The sequence below is a fragment of the Paenibacillus thailandensis genome (assembly GCF_042685365.1).
Lineage (GTDB): Bacteria > Bacillota > Bacilli > Paenibacillales > Paenibacillaceae > Paenibacillus_AP > Paenibacillus_AP thailandensis.
Genome location: NZ_JBHUMY010000038.1, coordinates 116,913 through 134,578, shown reverse-complemented (window position 1 = coordinate 134,578; position 17,666 = coordinate 116,913). Strand labels below are relative to the sequence as shown.

Annotated in this window: 16 protein-coding genes; all 16 read left to right on the top strand. The window is 55.5% G+C overall.

Annotation, left to right across the window (positions count from 1 at the left end):
- The first annotated feature begins 35 nt into the window (after positions 1-35).
- The 16 genes from ACFSW5_RS23145 to ACFSW5_RS23070 all read left to right on the top strand — a co-directional run bounded on the left by ACFSW5_RS23145 (position 36) and on the right by ACFSW5_RS23070 (position 17,522).
- Entirely contained in the window at positions 36-869 is an 834-nt protein-coding gene (locus ACFSW5_RS23145; RefSeq protein ID WP_379278630.1) for a carbon-nitrogen hydrolase family protein, read from the top strand.
- A 142-nt stretch (positions 870-1,011) separates the two neighbouring features.
- Positions 1,012-2,331 carry a TrpB-like pyridoxal phosphate-dependent enzyme gene (locus tag ACFSW5_RS23140; protein ID WP_379278628.1) on the top strand — a complete coding sequence of 440 codons (1,320 nt, stop codon included), beginning with the start codon at positions 1,012-1,014 and terminating at the stop codon, positions 2,329-2,331.
- An 85-nt stretch (positions 2,332-2,416) separates the two neighbouring features.
- Positions 2,417-3,445 (top strand): zinc-dependent alcohol dehydrogenase, encoded by a 1,029-nt coding sequence (locus tag ACFSW5_RS23135; protein ID WP_379278626.1) that lies wholly within the window; start codon positions 2,417-2,419, stop codon positions 3,443-3,445.
- A 13-nt stretch (positions 3,446-3,458) separates the two neighbouring features.
- Positions 3,459-4,949 (top strand): class I adenylate-forming enzyme family protein, encoded by a 1,491-nt coding sequence (locus ACFSW5_RS23130; protein WP_379278606.1) that lies wholly within the window; start codon positions 3,459-3,461, stop codon positions 4,947-4,949.
- Positions 4,950-4,965: 16 nt separating this feature from the next.
- A complete protein-coding gene (gene fabZ, locus ACFSW5_RS23125) occupies positions 4,966-5,412 on the top strand; it encodes a 3-hydroxyacyl-ACP dehydratase FabZ (RefSeq protein WP_379278603.1) in 447 nt (148 codons plus the stop codon).
- Positions 5,405-6,601 (top strand): beta-ketoacyl-[acyl-carrier-protein] synthase family protein, encoded by a 1,197-nt coding sequence (locus ACFSW5_RS23120; RefSeq protein ID WP_379278600.1) that lies wholly within the window; start codon positions 5,405-5,407, stop codon positions 6,599-6,601. Before fabZ ends, ACFSW5_RS23120 begins: the two co-directional genes overlap by 8 nt.
- On the top strand, positions 6,602-7,633 hold the full coding sequence (locus ACFSW5_RS23115; protein ID WP_379278598.1) for a beta-ketoacyl synthase N-terminal-like domain-containing protein: 1,032 nt from the start codon (positions 6,602-6,604) through the stop codon (positions 7,631-7,633). It begins immediately after the preceding gene.
- Between the two features lie 21 nt (positions 7,634-7,654).
- Entirely contained in the window at positions 7,655-7,909 is a 255-nt protein-coding gene (locus ACFSW5_RS23110; RefSeq protein WP_379278595.1) for an acyl carrier protein, read from the top strand.
- 13 nt (positions 7,910-7,922) lie between these two features.
- Positions 7,923-9,011 carry a BtrH N-terminal domain-containing protein gene (locus ACFSW5_RS23105; protein WP_379278593.1) on the top strand — a complete coding sequence of 363 codons (1,089 nt, stop codon included), beginning with the start codon at positions 7,923-7,925 and terminating at the stop codon, positions 9,009-9,011.
- Positions 9,012-9,024: 13 nt separating this feature from the next.
- Positions 9,025-10,125 carry a BtrH N-terminal domain-containing protein gene (locus tag ACFSW5_RS23100; protein WP_379278590.1) on the top strand — a complete coding sequence of 367 codons (1,101 nt, stop codon included), beginning with the start codon at positions 9,025-9,027 and terminating at the stop codon, positions 10,123-10,125.
- 36 nt (positions 10,126-10,161) lie between these two features.
- A complete protein-coding gene (locus ACFSW5_RS23095) occupies positions 10,162-10,845 on the top strand; it encodes a class I SAM-dependent methyltransferase (protein WP_379278588.1) in 684 nt (227 codons plus the stop codon).
- 1 nt (position 10,846) lies between these two features.
- Entirely contained in the window at positions 10,847-11,482 is a 636-nt protein-coding gene (locus ACFSW5_RS23090; protein ID WP_379278586.1) for a hypothetical protein, read from the top strand.
- Between the two features lie 14 nt (positions 11,483-11,496).
- A complete protein-coding gene (uvrA, locus tag ACFSW5_RS23085; protein WP_379278584.1) occupies positions 11,497-13,992 on the top strand; it encodes an excinuclease ABC subunit UvrA in 2,496 nt (831 codons plus the stop codon).
- A complete protein-coding gene (locus ACFSW5_RS23080) occupies positions 13,989-14,696 on the top strand; it encodes an NAD(P)-binding domain-containing protein (protein WP_379278582.1) in 708 nt (235 codons plus the stop codon). Before uvrA ends, ACFSW5_RS23080 begins: the two co-directional genes overlap by 4 nt.
- Positions 14,697-14,733: 37 nt before the next feature.
- The gene (locus ACFSW5_RS23075; RefSeq protein ID WP_379278580.1) at positions 14,734-16,017 is read left to right on the top strand and encodes a macrolide family glycosyltransferase; all 1,284 of its coding nucleotides are present in this window, start codon (positions 14,734-14,736) and stop codon (positions 16,015-16,017) included.
- Positions 16,008-17,522 carry an MDR family MFS transporter gene (locus tag ACFSW5_RS23070; RefSeq protein ID WP_379278577.1) on the top strand — a complete coding sequence of 505 codons (1,515 nt, stop codon included), beginning with the start codon at positions 16,008-16,010 and terminating at the stop codon, positions 17,520-17,522. Before ACFSW5_RS23075 ends, ACFSW5_RS23070 begins: the two co-directional genes overlap by 10 nt.
- Positions 17,523-17,666: the final 144 nt, after the last annotated feature.

Sequence of the window (17,666 nt, the reverse complement as noted above, 5' to 3'; positions counted from 1 at the left end):
GAATCTGCATCTACATCTAACGGAGGAGTGAGAAGATGGGTCTGTTCAAGTCCAATCAAGTGCGCATCGGCATGATTCAATCCCATGTGCCTGTCGAAGGAAACGAAGATATGCGCGACACGCTTTCCGAATGGATCGACGAGTGCGCAGGCAACGGGGCGAATCTCATCTGTTTGCCCGAGCTATGCGCGACGCCGCTCAGCATCAACAATGTGGAAGAATCGGCGGAACCCGTTCCGGGCCCGTTTACGGAGTTTCTTGCGGATAAGGCGCGGGAGCATCAGGTATACATCGCTTCCGGTCTTTTGGAGACGGACGACAACGAGGTGTACAACGCCGCGGTACTGATCGATCCGGCGGGCAACCTGATCGGAAAGCATCGCAAAGTCTGTTTGAACATCTTCGAGAAAAGCTTCATCAGCGCCGGGAGCGGCATTCGCGTCATCGACACGAAGCTCGGAAGGATCGCCCTGATGCTCGGAAACGATCTGTCCTCGTTTGCGCTCTGCCAGGAGGCGGTTAACGGGGAAGTGGACATCGTCCTGAACATGGTGTCGATTCCCGAAGAATATGCCTTCGTCTTCGAATGCACGGCCGACGCAAGAAGCATCGATATGGACGCCGTCGTGGTCGTCGTCTCGAATGTCGGCTACCACAAGTATGCGAGATCGCATTTTAAAGGAATCAGCCGCGTCGTATGCAACCCGCTGCTGTTAAGCAGCGGACCGGTGGAAGGAAGAGACGAGGTCATTATGGCGAAAGCCGAAGACAAGGAAGGCATCTATTATTGCGATGTCGATATGAAGAAGCTTGCGAAGGGAAGAAAGTTTTCCAGCTGCGCCAATAAAGAATACGCCGAAACGGTATAGAGCGGCAGGCTTCCGAAGCAAGTTTTGTTCGAAGCAGCTCAAGAAGTTAATGCTCACAAAACTAGGTCTATGCTTCCGAAGCAAGTTTTGTTCGAAGCAGCTCAAGAAGTTAATGCTCACAAAACTTTTAGGAGGACGTAATATGACAAATCAAATTTTGCGCGGCCGCAAACATCTGATTGCCCTCAATCCGAACGACCTGCCGACGAAATGGCTCAATATGCGGGCCGTCCTGCCCGAGAAGCTTCCTCCCGTGCTCGACCCGGACGACGATAAGCACGGACGCGTCGAAATCATGCGAAGAATCAGGCCGCAGGCGATGATTCAGCAGGACGAAACGAACGACGAATGGATCGATATTCCCGAGGAAGTGCTGGAGAAGTTCGTCGAGATCGGCCGTCCTACGCCGCTGATGAGGGCGGTCGAGCTTGAGCGGTATTTGGACACGCCGGCCAAAATTTATATCAAGCGGGAGGATCTCCTCCCTTCGCACAGCTTCAAGCTGAATACGGCCGTCGCACAAGCGTACTACGCCAAGAAGGAAAACGCGGAAGGCCTCATTACCGAGACCGGAGCGGGACAATGGGGCGTCAGCCTTTCGTACGCGTGCAACATGTTCGATCTGAAAACGATCGTCTTCTGGGTCAAAGTGTCCGTCAACCAGAAGCCGCTTAGAAGAGCGTTCAGCGAGATGCTGGGCGCCACGGTTTACCCTTCGCCGAGCACAATGACCAAAGCCGGCAGAGAAATTTTGGACAAAAATCCGGACCATTACGGCTCGCTGGGCACGGCGATCGGCGAAGCCATCAGCTTCTCCATGGAGCACGATAGCTACAAATACGCTTCAGGCAGCAACCTTTCCCATGTCCTGCTGCACCAGTCGATTATCGGATTGGAGACGAAAATGCAGCTGGAGCTGGCCGGGGAGCAGCCGGATATTCTGGTCGGCTGCTGCGGCGGCGGCAGCAACCTCGGAGGGCTTATAGCCCCATGGGTCCGGACCAAATCGGAGCGTCCGGATACGATCCGCCTGTTCGCGGCGGAATCGGAGGCGGCGCCAAGGCTGAGCCGGGGCCGTTACATGTACGATCATTCCGATCCCGTCGGCCTCACTCCGCAAGTGCTGTCGTATACGCTTGGCATGGACTATATGCCGCCTCCCGTTCATGTCGGAGGATTAAGGCAGCATAACGGCTCGCCGATTATCGGCATGCTGAAGCATAAGGACTTGCTGGAGTCGCGCCCGTATACGCAAGAGGAAATCTTTGAAGCCGGGCGGCTGTTTATCCAGCTTTACCGGATCATTCCGGCGCCGGAAACTTGCCACGCCATTAAGGCTACGATCGATTTGGCGCTGGAGGCGAAGCGGAACAACGAGAAGAAGACGATCGTCATGTGCTTCAGCGGCAACGGTCTTCTCGATTTGTCCGGCTACAGCGAAATTTTGAACAAGAGCAAGTAAAGGCAATAGCCAGGCACGCTCCGGGCTCCTTCCGCAGGAAGGGGCTCCGCGCGGCAGCCTTACTTTTAAACGGGAGAAACGCGATATGAATGCGGCGAAAGCACTGCTGTTAAAGAACAAAAACGATCTCGGCCTGACGAACGTGCCTTTGCGGGAGCCGGAGCCCGACGAGCTGTTAATCCGCGTCCGGTACGCGGCTTTATGCGGAAGCGACTATAAGCTGTATCAAGGGACGTATACGGCTCCGCATGCCTATCCGGTCATTCTCGGCCACGAATGGGTCGGAACCGTCGAGCGAATCGGATCCCGCGCCGGCTCCATCTGGAGAAAGGGGGATGCCGTAACCGGAGACTGCTCGTTGTTTTGCGGAGAATGCGAAGCTTGCCGGACGGACAAAAACCACTGCCTCCATGTGGAAAAACGCGGAATTACCGTAGACGGCGCTTGCGCCGAATATATTCTCGTGAAAGAAAAGCATCTCTATTTATGTCCTCCCTCGGCCGATCCGATCGTGTACTCGCTTGCGGAGCCGATGGCGGTCGTCGTTCAAAGCCTGCAGGATCGCATCCCTTCCGAAGCGATGCGCGGCGTACGGCGCGTGCTCATTATCGGTTCGGGAGGGATCGGCGCGTTATCGCTGTTCAGCTTCCTGGATTTGGGCATTCCGGAGATTGTTATTGCCGACCCGGCAGCGGACAAGCTGGCGGTCATCGACAGGCTGCCTTTCCCTGAAGTTCGAACGCTGCATACGGACTTGAACGGCAGGGACGATCCGCGGAACGGCTTCGACCTGATCGTGGAAGCGTCCGGCAGCGGACAAGCGTTGAAGCAGGCCATCGAGCTGCTGAAACCGCGGGGGATTCTGGTCAATATCGGGCATCAAGGGCCGATCGAGCTTCCATACGGCGAAATCGTCAAGAAGTCGCTGACCGTAATCGGAAGCATCGGCGGCACCGGAGGGTTTCATAAAGCGATCGAGCTGATCCGAAAGTACGAGCCCCATATCCGCTCCTTCATCTCGAAGGTCGTGCCGATGCGCGACGTTCCGCGTTATTTTCAGACGGGCGTGCAGTCTTCCAAACATATTAAAGTCGTGATCGACTTACAAGGGTAAGAAGGTGAAAACGATGTTAACGATACCGGCAGTGCTGCGGGATGCTTATCGCTCAGCGCCGGACAAGACGGCTATTGAGGAAAAAGGCCGGCCCATCGCTTATAGGGAGCTGTACGAGAACGTTTCGAAATTGGCCGGCGCCCTGTCGGCGATAGGGGCGGGCAAAGGAACGAAAGCCATCCTCATGATGGAGAACGGCGCGGAATATATTTATGCGTTCTATGCGCTGGCAAGCCTCGGGTGCATCGTCGTCCCGATGGATCGGAACATGAAGAACGAACTGCCTCGCGCGGCGGAAGAAACGGGCGCGGAGCTTCTTTTCGTTACCGGCGGCTTGACGGATCAAGAGCAGGCTCAAATCAAGCCAATTCGAAGCTTGCGCCACGTCATCGTCTCCGGCAAGCATAACGAGCGGCCGGACTTCATTTCGTTCGAACGGCTGCTCAGTCAAGGCCGGGGGGACTTGCAAGACTATGTGGGCCTGGTGCAAGAAGGCGATCTGGCCTGCATCAGCTTTACGTCCGGCACGGTATCGAAGCCGAAGGGCGTTATGCTTACCCATTATACGCTTGTCTTTAACTCGAGAGAGCTCGGGAATGCGTTGAACGCATCGGAGCATGACATTTTCTTTAATATTTTGCCTTTGTTCCATACGTACGGGATCAGCATTAACCTGCTGCTGCCGGTTATTTTGAAGACGACGGTCGTTCTTCACGGCAGCTTGTCCTTAAGGGAGGTCGTACAGGAATTAAACCGGACCGGGGCGACGATATTCGCTTGCATTCCGGTCATGTACGAGAAGATGAAGAAGGTGCTGGACGCGGAGAAGCCTCGTACGGTTCAAAAATTTATTTCGTCCGCCGCCCCCCTCCCTTATTCGTTGGTCCAATATTACAAGGAAAAGCTGGATATCGCGATCATTAACATTTACGGCTCCAGCGAGGCCAATACGACGGCGATTCAATACGATTGCTATAACGCGCCCAAATATTCGGTGGGCCGCTTGCTGCCGTCGTTCGAGGCGAAGATTACGGACGAAGCGGGAGAGCCGCTGCCTCGAGGCGAAGAGGGAGAAATTATGCTGCGCACGCCCAAGATGATGCAGGGCTACTACCGGATGCCCGAGCAGACGGCGGCCGTTCTGCGGGACGGCTGGTACCGGACCGGCGATATCGGGTATGTGTCGGAGGACGGGCAATTGTTCATTACCGGCCGGAAGAAAGACATGTTTATCGTCGGCGGGAAAAAAGTGTTCCGTCAAGATATCGAAGAAATTATTATGTCCTGCGGTCACGTTCAGGAGGTGCGGGTTCGGGCCGAACACGACCCGTCCCGGGGAGACGAGCTGATAGCGGAAATCGTGCCGAAGGAAGGGGCGGAGCTTACCGAAGCGGACGTCCTGACCTATTGCAGAAGCATAGCCGCTCCCCACAAGGTTCCGCGGAGGATCGTATTCCGTTCGGCACTGGAACAAACGGCGTCTTGGAAGAAGACGTTCGTCTAGCGGAGCGGATATGACGATGAATACTTATCCGTTGGAACGGGAAGAGCTTTGCCGCTACCTGCCGCATCGGCCGCCGTTTCTGTTCGTCGACCGCATTGTCCGCAAAGAAGAGTCGCGTATCGCGGGGGAAATCACGTTCCGGGCGGAAGAGTCCTTCTTCGAAGGACATTATCCGGGACATCCCGTCGTTCCCGGCGTTCTCCTCATCGAGGCCGCCGCTCAGACGGCCGCCGTGTTTACGGGAATGGAAGGATACAGCGCAGGCAAGACGGGGTATCTGGCGAAAGTGGAGGACATGCAGTTCAAAGCTCCGGTGAAGCCGGGAGACCGGTTGGAATGCGAGGTTTATTTGGAGCGGGTATTAGGGGATTTTCTGTTCTTTTCCAGTACGGTCCGCAAAGGGGATGTCGTCGTGGCCAAAGGCAAATTTACAGTGGTTGTAAAGGATGATCGCCGTGAGTAAGCGGATTGGCGTTACGGGGGTAAGCGCGATTACATCCCTTGGATCGGATATCGATTTATTTACGGAACGTTTAAAAGCCGGTTATAACGGCATTCGCACGGCCGGCGTCACAATCGGCGGGAGCGAGGTCGATGTCCTGTGCGCCGAGGTCGGCGAATACCCGCGCGGGATGCGCGACCGGGTGTACAAAATGGCGGAGGACGCCGCGCTGCAGGCGGCTCCGTGGCTTGGAAGGGAGCCGGAACGGGGGGTTAAAGTCGGGTTGTTCATTGCGACGGCGACCGGAAGCATCCCGTTTTATGAAAGGCACTTCATCCCGGATCCAGAAGCGTCGAGGCTTTATTCGGATGAAGGAACCGAATCGCCCCGGTATTCCATCATTCGCGGAATCGGCGAGTATATGACCGAATCGTACAAGGGATGTTTCGCCAAGACGATGACGGTCACTTCGGCCTGCGCCTCCGGCAATATTGCGATCAGCGTTGCCTCGCAGTACATTCGCGCAGGAATACTGGAAGAGGCGCTTCTGATCGGGGTGGACGTCTTGTCCGTATACGACATTTTGGGGTTCCGGTCTCTAGGCATTTTATCTTCCGGCGCCTGCAGGCCCTTCGATGCGTCCCGGGACGGCATCGCACTCGGCGAAGGAGCGGCCGCTCTTTATTTGAAAGGGATAAACGCCCGTTCCGCCGGAGAGGAGGAAGCGTATGCTTATGTGGCCGGAACAAGCATCAGCAACGAGGCGAACCAATTCGTTACGCCCGATCCGGAAGGGAAAGGGGCGATCCGGGCCATGAACATGGCTTTGCGGGACGCCCGCCTGTCGCCGGAGCAAATTCATTATATCAATGCACACGGCACGGGCACGGCATTAAACGACAGCATGGAGACGCTCGCCATCCATCGCGTATTCGGAGACAAAGCCTATGACATTCCGGTAAGCTCCTCGAAATCGATGCTGGGCCATACGCGGGGCGCCTCCGGTATCGTCGAAGCCGTCGTATGCGTACAGGCGCTGCGCCATCAGTTCGCTCCGCCCACCATTAACTACCGGCAGGCGGACGAAGCGTGCTACCTGGATTACGTGCCGAACCGCGGCAGGGATTGCAAGCTCGTCCACGTCATGTCGAACTCGTTCGGATTCGGCGGACATTGTTCCAGCGTGATCCTTTCCAGAGGAGGACATTAAATGGAACGACATGCCGAACATGCCGACGGCGAGCTGCTCATTACGGGAATCGCCGTCCTCTTGCCGCCTTATTCCTCGTACCGCGAGCTGCTTGAAGCATGCCGCAGCAGAAGCATTGCCGAGCTTGAGGATGAGCTTCGCTTAGGGGAAAGCCGCCATGCCAAGCCCGAAAGCTCCTCCGATTGCCGCATGATCGGGATCGATCCGGCCTATGTGGACCGGCTTAAGCTTGGGAAAATCGGAAGAGCCGCCGCCGCTTCGATCGTTGCCGCGAAGCAATCGCTCGAGATGGCGGACATCCCGACGGAATCGGCTTCGTCCGCAGGCATCGTCATGAGTTCCGGCAACTCGGTCATGGACATGGTTGTCGATTGCTTGCAATCGATGACCTATCGTCACGGAGGGCGGGTGCGGGCCAATAAGTTCGCCCATTCGTCCTTTTGCGCCCCTTCCGGAGAAGTTGCGGCGGAGCTCGGTTTAACCGGACCTTCCATGACGGTGTCGGCCGGAAACGGCGCGATCCCGGAGTGCGTCCTTGTCGCGCGGCAATGGCTGCTTTCCCGGGAGATGCCTTATATGCTGGCGGGAGAAGCCGACTGTTATTTTCCCGGCATGGAATCGGTTTACGGCCCGAAGGGCGTTTTGCGGCAGGAGGGGGCGGGCGTCCTCGTATTGGAAACCGGGGACAGAGCCCAAAGCCGATTCAAGCGTGGGATCGCCCGGATTTCCGCCGTCGACCATACGGATGTATACAACGACGAACAATTTCGGAAGCAAACCTTCGTTATAAGCAATTCGCCCGCCGCCGGTGCGGGGCTTCAGGCCGATATCCGGCTAGGCCCGCAGATCGGAGCGGCAAGCGTAGCGGCCGTAGCGCTTGGCTGCGCTTTATTGACGGCAGCGTCCGACCCGGATGCACCCGGAGCGGAACGGACTATTTTGTCGGAGGCCGGCAAGTCCCGGGTGCTTGTCCATATGGACCAGAACGACGGATCGTTTAGCGCCGTGTTGCTGGAGAAACCTTTCATATGAGATGAGGAGGAGGCGTCAAAGATGAGCACGGAAACAATGGACGTTGTGGCTCGGGTGAAACAGACGATCGCTAACGTGTTGAACGCGGAACGGGAAGCGGAGGACATTCCGGACGATGCTCTCATCTACGACGACTTGGGCATCGACTCCATCGATGCGATTGATTTGGTGCTTCAATTGGAAGAAGAGTTCCAGGTGAAGCTGGGGGATGCGGAGCTTGCGAAAGATTTCTACAGCGTTCGGACCGTAGCGGATAAAATCAGGCAGCTGATATAGCGGGGAGACGACGATGAAACGGATTGCCGATTTCCCCAATAAACCCGGTAAGCATTGTATCAGCACGGCTATTCGCGATATTTTCGAACTTAACGGTTACGATTTCCCCGAGGAATTTATTTTCGGACTGGACAGCTCGCTTGGGTTCGAATTGATGGGCCATGACAAGCCGGCCTTGCAGCCTTTGTTTCTCGGAGGGAAAAGAACGACGTTCGACGGTTCGATCTGCCGCTCGCTTGGCCTTACGTTAATCGAGGGTAAACCCTCGGACGACGAAGCGGCCTGGAGAGAGGTCCAAGCCTATCTCGACAGCGGCGTTCCCGTCATGGTCCAGGCGGACATGTATTACTTGGACTACTTTCGGTCGAACGCCTTCCATTTCGGCGGCCATATGTTTGTGCTGACCGGGTATGACGAGGCGGAACGAATCGTATACGTCTCCGAACGCCAAGACCCGCTGCTCCGAGAAAAGGAAGGCCCGTTCTACCGTTTATCGATGGACCGGCTTCGGCAAGCCCGGGGACCGATAGAGGGAGACCCGCTCTCGCCCGACCGGAAATATTACGTATTCCGGTTCGACCGCGAATTATCGAGGGTCGACATTTCGGCGGCCGTACAAAAGGCGGTCCGCTTCAATGCGGAATCGTATCTGAACCTTTCGGGAGAGCTGTCGGGCGTATCCGGGATCGCCGGATTGCGGCCATCCTTAAGCCGGCGAGTCGACGAGCTGTTAGGCGGCGGGCTGCCGAAAGAGCGAGCCGTCAAGGAAATCAAAAAACAGCTGCTAATGCTCGCAGCCAATATCGAAACGAACGGAACGGGCGGAGGGTTGTTCAGGTCGATGTACGCCGCTTTTCTTGCGTTTGCTCGCCGGGAATACGGACTAAGCGCGGCCTATGACGAAGCAAGCGGGCGGTTCGAGGAATCGGGGCGGCTCTGGAGCCGCATCGCCGGCCGCTTGACAAAGATGTCGGGAGGCCTATCGGGCGAAACGGCGCCTGGCGATTTCGAGTCTTTTAACCGCGACATGGATCGGGATCTCGGGCAAATCCGCCGTCTCGAGGAGCGGGCGTTCGAAGCGCTGCTACACGAAACGAAATAAAGGAGGGAATCGCTTGGCTATTCAAAACTCCGTGCGTGCGCTGGACGGTTACAAAAAAGTGAAAGGCCGGCACTGCATCTCGATATCGCTGGGAGAAAGCTTGATCAACCGCTATCCCTATTTTATCGAAAACGACTTTGACGAATCGATGTTTTTCGGTTTGGATTGCGGGATCGATCTTGTTTACCACAAGATGGGCCCGGACAAGTATCCCCCCTATTTCGTAGGCGGCCGCTATTACGACTGGGTGAAAGATTTCTCGCGGATTACGGGCATCCGGTACACCCGCCATACGACGGAGGATGAAGAAGCGGCCTGGCTTGCGCTGAAGGCCGAATTGGATAAAGGCATTCCCGTCATGATCGAAGTCGATAAGTTCGAGATCGATCACTGGAACCGGGTAGTCGGTTATATGGATGTCGGAGGCCATTTAATCGTAGCCGTCGCCTACGACGAGAACGGCGTCTATATATCCGACGATTGCCCGTTTGATCCGGCGCCCTTCCATTACATTACGCACGAGGAGCTCCGCAGCTCCCGGAACTCGAAGATGTATTGGAACCCGCCGCAGAACGCCTGGTACAGCTTCGAGCTCCCGGAACGGATGCCTTCGCTGCAGGATATGGTGAAGACGGCGATCGCAAGCAATGCGGAACGTTATTTGAACCGAAGCGAGCTGGGAACGATCAATACCGGGATCGAGGGGCTGCGCCGGTTGAAGGACGAGATCGGCGGCTGGGACAAGGAGCTCGATTTCAAGATTAAGAGCACCCGCAGCGGCAAAGCTATGGATGCGCTTAGCTATCAAATGATGATTATGTCCAAAACGATTCATACCGGAGGAGCAGGCGGCGGAGGGAATTTCCGGATTCTCTACAGCCGGTTTCTGAACCGCGCCGCTTCGATCTTGAACGACGACAGGCTTCTGCAAGCTTCCGAGACGCTGCTTCAATCCGCCCAATGTTGGGAACGGATGTCGAACCTGATCGACGAGAACCAGAATTCGATAGCGGAAAACTGGGGATCGATGTCAAAAGTTTTTACCGGCCTGCTGGAACATATTATTGCGATTGAAGGAGATGTATTTAGGAAATTGGTGCAATTTACATCTTAACTCTTAATCTGTTAAATTATGGGGAGGTAGGGCGTAATGGAAGAAAGAATCATCGAAACGACGGAAGGGCTGCAGGACGAGCATATCGTACGGGAATACGACAAAATGCAGCGGGACGTCAGAGACTCCGGATGGCTGGACAAAAAAATCAAGCTGATGATCGAGAAAGGACTGTGCAGCGGCACGGCGCTGGAAATCGGTCCGGGACCCGGCTACTTCGGCTTGGAATGGCTGAAAGCGACGGAAAATACGTCGTTATGCGGACTCGATATTAGCAAAGCGATGGCCGACTTGGCGCGGGAGAACAGCCGGGAATACGGGTTCGGGAGCCGCACCGATTACCGGGTCGGCGACGCCGGGAAGATGGAATTCGCCGATAACGCCTTCGATCTGGCCATCTCGAGTTACTCGCTGCACGAATGGGAGTTCCCGCTGCAAGTGCTGCAGGAGATCGGCCGGGTGTTGAAGGAGAACGGCTCCCTCTTTATTCTGGACTGGCGAAGAGATATGAAACCTCACGAGCTGTCTTTCATCATGCACTCGCAGAAAGACAAATATATGCGGGAAGGGTTTTTGAACTCGGTTAACGCCAGCTACACGCGCGCCGAGATCAAAGAGATGTTCGAGCAAGTCCCCAATGTCGAACTGACGGAAGTCGAAGAGAAGTTTTTCGGCATCTATATGATTGCGTCCAAACGGATCGTACCGGAGGAGGTATAGGATGTACGAGCAATTATATAATCTGCTGGAAACGAACGAATTCGAGATCGAAGAGGCCGATCCTTCCGTCCTGTGGGGCGGCCTGCTCTCCTTGAACGAAAAGATGCATCGGGAACAGCCGGCGAAGCTTCTGGCGGAATGCTTGGATTTGGTCGGCGGCGCGCTTGACTCCCAAGACCCGCTGCCGATCGACCATTTTGCCTATTATATCGGGGAATACCGCAACGATAAGGCGGTTTTCGACTGGATCGAATTTATGTACCGGGAGATGGAGGAGGAGCGCATCCGTTCGCTCGACTACGGTCCTTCGTACATCGTTCCCCTTCATTACGGCACGCAAGGGTGGTGGCTCTCGATCGGCTTAAACGACGGAACGGCCGTCGAGCTGTTCGCCTGCAAGCAATTCGGACCGTGGCTCAGATATCCGAAAGCGAAGCGGCTGAGCCTCATGTCTCATCCCGCTTACAGAGTCGGCAGCAAGGAGGACGTATTCCGCTTCGTCGACCGTTATCGCGGTACGGAAGGTTACGAGATTCTCAAGTTAACGGAAGAAGATTCGGTTGGCCATACGTACGGCCATATTCGCAACAACCGGACGAACCGGGTCGTCGAAATCGTCTATTCATCATCCAACTAACAGGAGGAGCTCTTGTGAACCAGAATGAATGGATCGTCATTAAGGGAGCGAAAGAGCACAATCTCAAAAACATTACCGTCTCCATTCCCAAAAACAAAATTACGGCGGTAACCGGCATAAGCGGATCGGGCAAAACGTCGCTTGCTTTCGATACGCTATTTTCGATGGGGAAAGCGATCTATCTCGAGGCTCTCTCTTCCAAGAACGGAAGCTTTGCAAGGCCCAAAGTCGACCAAATTACCGGCCTGATGCCGCCGATCGCCATCAGCCAGAAGATGAACAGGGACAGCAACCCCCGCTCCACGGTAGGCACGGCGCTGCAAATTAATGCTTATTTGCGCCTCCTGTTTTCTCTTGTAGGCGAAACGATATGCCCGAAATGCCAGATCAAGGTCGAGGACGGAAAGCGCTGCAAAAGCTGCGGGTTCATGAGCCTGAAGAAGCAGCCCAACCATTTCTCCTTTAACCATGTCAACGGGATGTGTCCGCGCTGCAACGGGTTAGGCGTCGAGTTAAAGGTGACCGAGGAGCGGGTGCTGCCCGACCGGGAAATGTCGCTTCGGGACATCCAAACCTACTGCGCCAAAAACAACGCCTTGTCGTATCTGGGCAAATATATACTGGATACGGTCTACGACTATTTGCAGCTGCCGCCGGAGACCGTCTTTTCGTCGCTTCCGGACGAGCTCCAGAATCGGCTCATGTATGGCATCCAGGAGAAAATCAAGGTGCAGTTTCCCGGCTCGCAGACCGGGATTAAAGGGAAAGAGGCCGAAATTCGATACCCGGGCTTCATCCCTCACGTCGAGCGGATCTATAAAGAAACGACGTCGGAGGGAAGGCGGAAGTGGATCGAAGAGCAGTTCATGGACATTACGGTATGCGAGGAATGCGGCGGCAAAAAGCTGAACAAAAAAAGCTTAAGCGTCAAAGTGATGGGAATGGACTTCTCCGAGCTGCTGACGCTGCCCGTTCGGAACGCGATCGAGCTGATGCGGCAGATTGAACGGAGCCCCGAAGTGACAAGCAGCTCCAACCCCCAGCTCGACGAAGTGATTTCCATGGTCGCCGCCCGCCTGCAAAATATGATCGAGGTGGGTCTGGAGTATTTGACGTTGGATCGTTCGATGCCGAGCTTATCCGGAGGGGAAGCCCAGCGCATCCGGCTTTGCAACTATTTGAGCACCGATTTGACGGGCGTGCTTTATATATTCGACGAGCCTTGCTCGGGCTTGCATCATAAAGATATCGACGTCATTTATGCGGCGCTCCGAAAGCTGCGCGATCACGGCAACACCGTTATCATCGTCGAGCACAGCAAAAAAATGATCGAAAGCGCGGACTATATCGTGGATATCGGTCCCGGTGCGGGCATTCACGGAGGAGAGCTGGTCGCCAGCGGCACGCCGCGGCAAATCGCGGACAACGGGAAGTCGTTGACAGGGAAATACTTGTTCAAAAAAGCGGTTCTGCCGCCGGACCGTCCGATGCGGAAAGACGGGACGTTCCTGCAAGTGCGCGGCGCGGCGGCGCACAATCTGAAGCGGCTTAACGTCGATATTCCGCTGCAGTGCTTCGTAGCGGTTACCGGCGTATCGGGCTCGGGCAAAAGCTCGTTAATCTACGACGTCGTCTATCAGCAGCTGGACGGGATGCTGAAGCATGGCAGACGGTCGGCCAAAAACGTGGAGCTTGTCGGTCCGGGAACGATTAAAGAAGTGTTCTCGATCAACCAAAGCCCGATCGGCCGCAGCCAGCGTTCCAACATCGCCACGTATACGGGGCTGTTCGACAAAATCCGAAAGCTGTTCAGCGAATTGCCCGAAGCGAAGGAAGCGGGAGTCGAATACGCGGATTTCAGCACGAACAGCGGCAACGGCCGGTGCGAGAAGTGCAGCGGCCTCGGATTCGTCGAGCAGGATATGTACTTTATGCCGAGCGTCGAAGTCGTGTGCGATATGTGCCAAGGCGCGAGATACAGCGAACAAATTTTGCAAATTCAATATAACGGGTATAACATCTCGCAAATTTTGGATATGACCGTCGAAGAGGCGGGACATCTTTTCCAAGACCGTCCGGCCATCCGGACGATATTGGAAACGTTATCCGATATCGGCATTTCGTATATCAAGATCGGCCAAAGCGTCAGCACGTTATCCGGCGGGGAATGCCAGCGGCTCAAGCTGGTGACCCAATTGTTCAAGAAGAACAACACGGATAACCTGTTTATTTTCGACGAGCCGTCGAGCGGCTTGCACTTCTACGATACGGAGAAGCTCATCGCGATCTTCCGGCGGCTGGTCGAGACGGGCAACAGCGTTATTGTCATTGAGCACAACCTCGATATGGTCATGAGGGCGGATTATGTCATTGACATCGGGCCGGACAGCGGGGAGAACGGAGGCGAGGTCGTTGCGGCCGGCACCGTTGCGGATGTGATCGAGCGCTCGAACTCGCACACCGCGAAATGTTTAAGAGAATGGGCGGACCGGGAGGCGAAAGTGCAATGAGCGTCGTACTACCTTATAAAATCGGCGTTGTCGGCATCGGCAAAATGGGTTCTTGCATCACGGCCGCCCTGCCGCAAGCGGAGAAGCTCGTTCTGGTAGACAACCGGCCGGACGAAAGGATGGAGCGGCTCGCCCGATCGAAGGGGGCCGTTCTCGCCTCCGATATTGGACAGCTGCACGATATGGACGTTATTATTCTGGCGCTCGATCCGGCCTTATCGGTGGAGCTCGTCCGGCAGCTTCAATGCGGCAACCCAGCCGTCCGCGTCGTCAATATCGCAACGTTTATCGATAAGCAGGCTTTTGAAGCGGCGCTGCAAGGCAATATGATTCCGTATTATTTGAAAATCATCGGAGAAGCCGGGGAAATCCGCAACGGAAATCGGCCGCTGCTGGTCGTGCAGCAAGAAGGCTGCGACGAGGAAGAAAAAGCGCTGATGTCCGCGTTATTCGGCCCGTTCGGCGACTTGATCTATTCGTCCGACCCCATTTACGAGCAGTTAAACGCGTTAGGCGCGAAGCAAATCGTTCAATCCATCCTGCGGCTGGAGCAAGCGTTAAAGGACAAGGGGCTTCCTCCCGTCGTGATCGAGAAGGTCGTAGGCAATGTGATGAAAGGGACGTGCGCGACGTATCCGTGGGCCGAAGACGATATTTTTATCCGGCGGATCAAGTCGGATTTGCAGGCAGCAGTTGCCCCGTGAAGATGTTAAAGCTACGGCGACGGAGGTGAAGCCGTTAATGGCCAGGGTGCTGTTTATAGGCGGACCGGCGGAAAGCCATGTGCATCCGACTCTGCCTTTGGTTCGGGAATTGGTAAGGCTCGGAGAAGAGGTCGTCTATTTTTGCTCGCAGCCATATGAGGAAGAGATTAAGCAAGCCGGAGCGGAGTTCCGCGCTTACGCTAATTTTCTCGCGGGAAGAAGCGCCGAGGAGCTGGGGCATTTCACGCAGTTCATCCGGTTGCTGCTGGATTCGGCCGATATCGTCATTCCCGGAGTCATGGAGCGGATTAAAGGGGAAACCTTCGATTACGCGATCCATGATTCTTTATTCGGCTGGGGAAGGGCGATTGCGCAGAAACTCGGCATCCCTTCGGTTTCGGTATCGGTCGGCTTTGTTTATACGGGCAAGAAGCCGCCGACGTTCGGGGAAACCTGGGCGACGAAATGGAGAAATTTTATCGAGGGCGGAACGTTTTTTCGGGAGTCCAAGCGGCTGTTCCGCGAGCTGGGAGAAAGACACGGCGTTCCCGTTCCCGATTTCGGAAATATTTATTACCAGAAGGCGGATCTGAATATCGCGTTTACGAGCAGCTTGTTTCAACCTTACAGCGAACGGCTGGATCGATCGTTTGTGTTTATCGGGCCGGCCGCCGCGCAGAGAAGGGAGCCGGTTTCGTTCCCGTTCGAACGATTGGACGGAAGAACTCTCGTTTATATCTCGATGGGAACGATTTTGGCCGGTAAGGAAGCGTTCTTCGGCCAATGCATCGAGGCGTTTCGCAATGCGCCTTACCAAGTCGTCATGTCCGTCGGCAAGCAAACGGATTTAAGCCGTTTCGCCGATGCGCCTTCGCATTTTATAATCCGGCACTACGTTCCCCAGCTGGAGCTGCTGAAGAAGACGCAGATTATGATCTGCCACGGCGGCATGAACAGCACGATGGAAGCTTTATATCACGATATACCGGTTATCGTGGTGCCTCAATCGTCCGATCAGCCGATCGTCGCCGCAAGAGTCGAACAGCTGGGATGCGGGATAGCCATTCCGAAGGAGAAGGTATCCGCCGACAAACTGGGCAAGGCTGTCGACGCGATCATGAACGACCGGTCCTACCGAACGAAAGCGGCGAAGGTCGGAGAGAGCTTGCGGCAATCGGGCGGCATCGATAAGGCGATCCGTGAAATCGGAGCCTTTAAGCGGAAGTTCCTTGCGGCCGAAGCGGCGACATTCAAGCTGCCGGTCGGGAAAGCCGGCCCTTCGGCCGGAGAAAGCCTGGGAGGTCAGTACACTTGGCTCTGAAAAAGCAGAACATGAAATTCATCTTTGCGGGATTGATGTTAGGCACGCTCACCGCTTCGATGGACAGCACCATTGTCGCAACCGCCATGGCGAGCATCATCTCGGACCTCGGCGGGTTCGACAAGCTCATGTGGGTCACGTCGGCCTACATGGTGGCGGAAATCGCGGGAATGCCGATATTCGGGAAGCTGTCGGATATTTTCGGGAGAAAACGTTTCTTTATATTCGGCTTGGTCTTGTTCATGCTTGGTTCCATTCTGTGCGGGATGGCGCAAAGCATGGAGCAGCTGATCCTGTTCCGGGTTATACAGGGCATCGGCGGGGGCGCGCTCGCCCCGATTTCGCTCACGATCATGTTCGATATCATTTCGCTCGAGCAGCGGGGCAAGATCGGGGCGATGCTGGGGACGGTCTACGGCCTTGCGACGGTTGCCGGCCCGCTGATCGGCGCCTTTATTACGGATTGGCTGGACTGGAGAAGCGTGTTCTGGATCAATATTCCTCTCGGGCTCGCCGCCCTTATTCTGGTCGCAAAGTTTTACCGCGAATCGCCCTTCCACGAGAAGGAGCCGATCGATTGGCAGGGTAGCATCCTGTTTGTGGCGGCGATCGGCTGCTTTATGGTCGCGCTGGAGATGGGAGGCCATCTATACCCGTGGAATTCGCCGCTTATTCTCACGTTGTTCGGATGCTTCGCGGTGCTTTTTGCCGCTTTTCTCTATGTGGAACGTAAAGTTCCGGCGCCGATTTTATCGTTTTCCATGTTTGGGAAAAAGTTGTTTGCCATGAGCAATATCGCGGCTTTTTTAAGCGGCACATCCTTTATCGTCCTTACGGTGTACATTCCGATCTTCGTGCAAGGGGGGATGGGCGGATCGGTCGTAAACTCCGGCCTGGTGCTGCTGCCGATGATGCTGGCGACGATTATTTCCGGCCAGGTGAGCGGGTATTTGACGAAGCTGACGAGCTACCGGAACATTATGTTCGGGTTTACGCTTATTTTTATCGCCGGCGTGGCGTTATTGGCGGCCTCCGACGCGCACACCCCGCAAATGTTATTGATTCTGTACATGTTTATCGCGGGCTTCGGCATCGGAGCGTCGTTCTCCGTGCTGAGCCTTGCGGGAGTTCATCATTTCGGAGTCCGGCAAAGCGGAGCGGCGAATTCTTCTTTATCCTTTTTTCGCTTGTTCGGAATGACGGTCGGCGTATCCTTGTTCGGCGTTATACAGCGGCATCTCTTCGCGGAGAGGATGGAGGAGTCGGCGAACGTTCCGCAGCATCTGCTGGACGATCCCCGCGGACTGCTGAATCCGGAAGCAAGGCAATCGATTCCAGCGGAACAGCTTGAGACCGCCGTTAAAGCGTTAACCGATTCGATATCGCAAATCTTTCTGTGGGATATCGTCCCGGCGGCGTTGGCGCTGCTGGCCATAGGCATGATGGGCAACGAGAGGCTGATCGAAGCGAAAGCCCGCCGCGCCAACAAAAAAACGCCGCGATAGAGCGTGCGGGCGTCCGGTTGACCGGCTGGCGAACGGATAGCCGTTATGTTGCCATAATCGGCCCAGCCCCAATGAACGGTCCCGGATATGTTATTTCCCCATTTCGTCGCGTTTTTCTGCCGATTTGGGGCAAATAACGCCTTC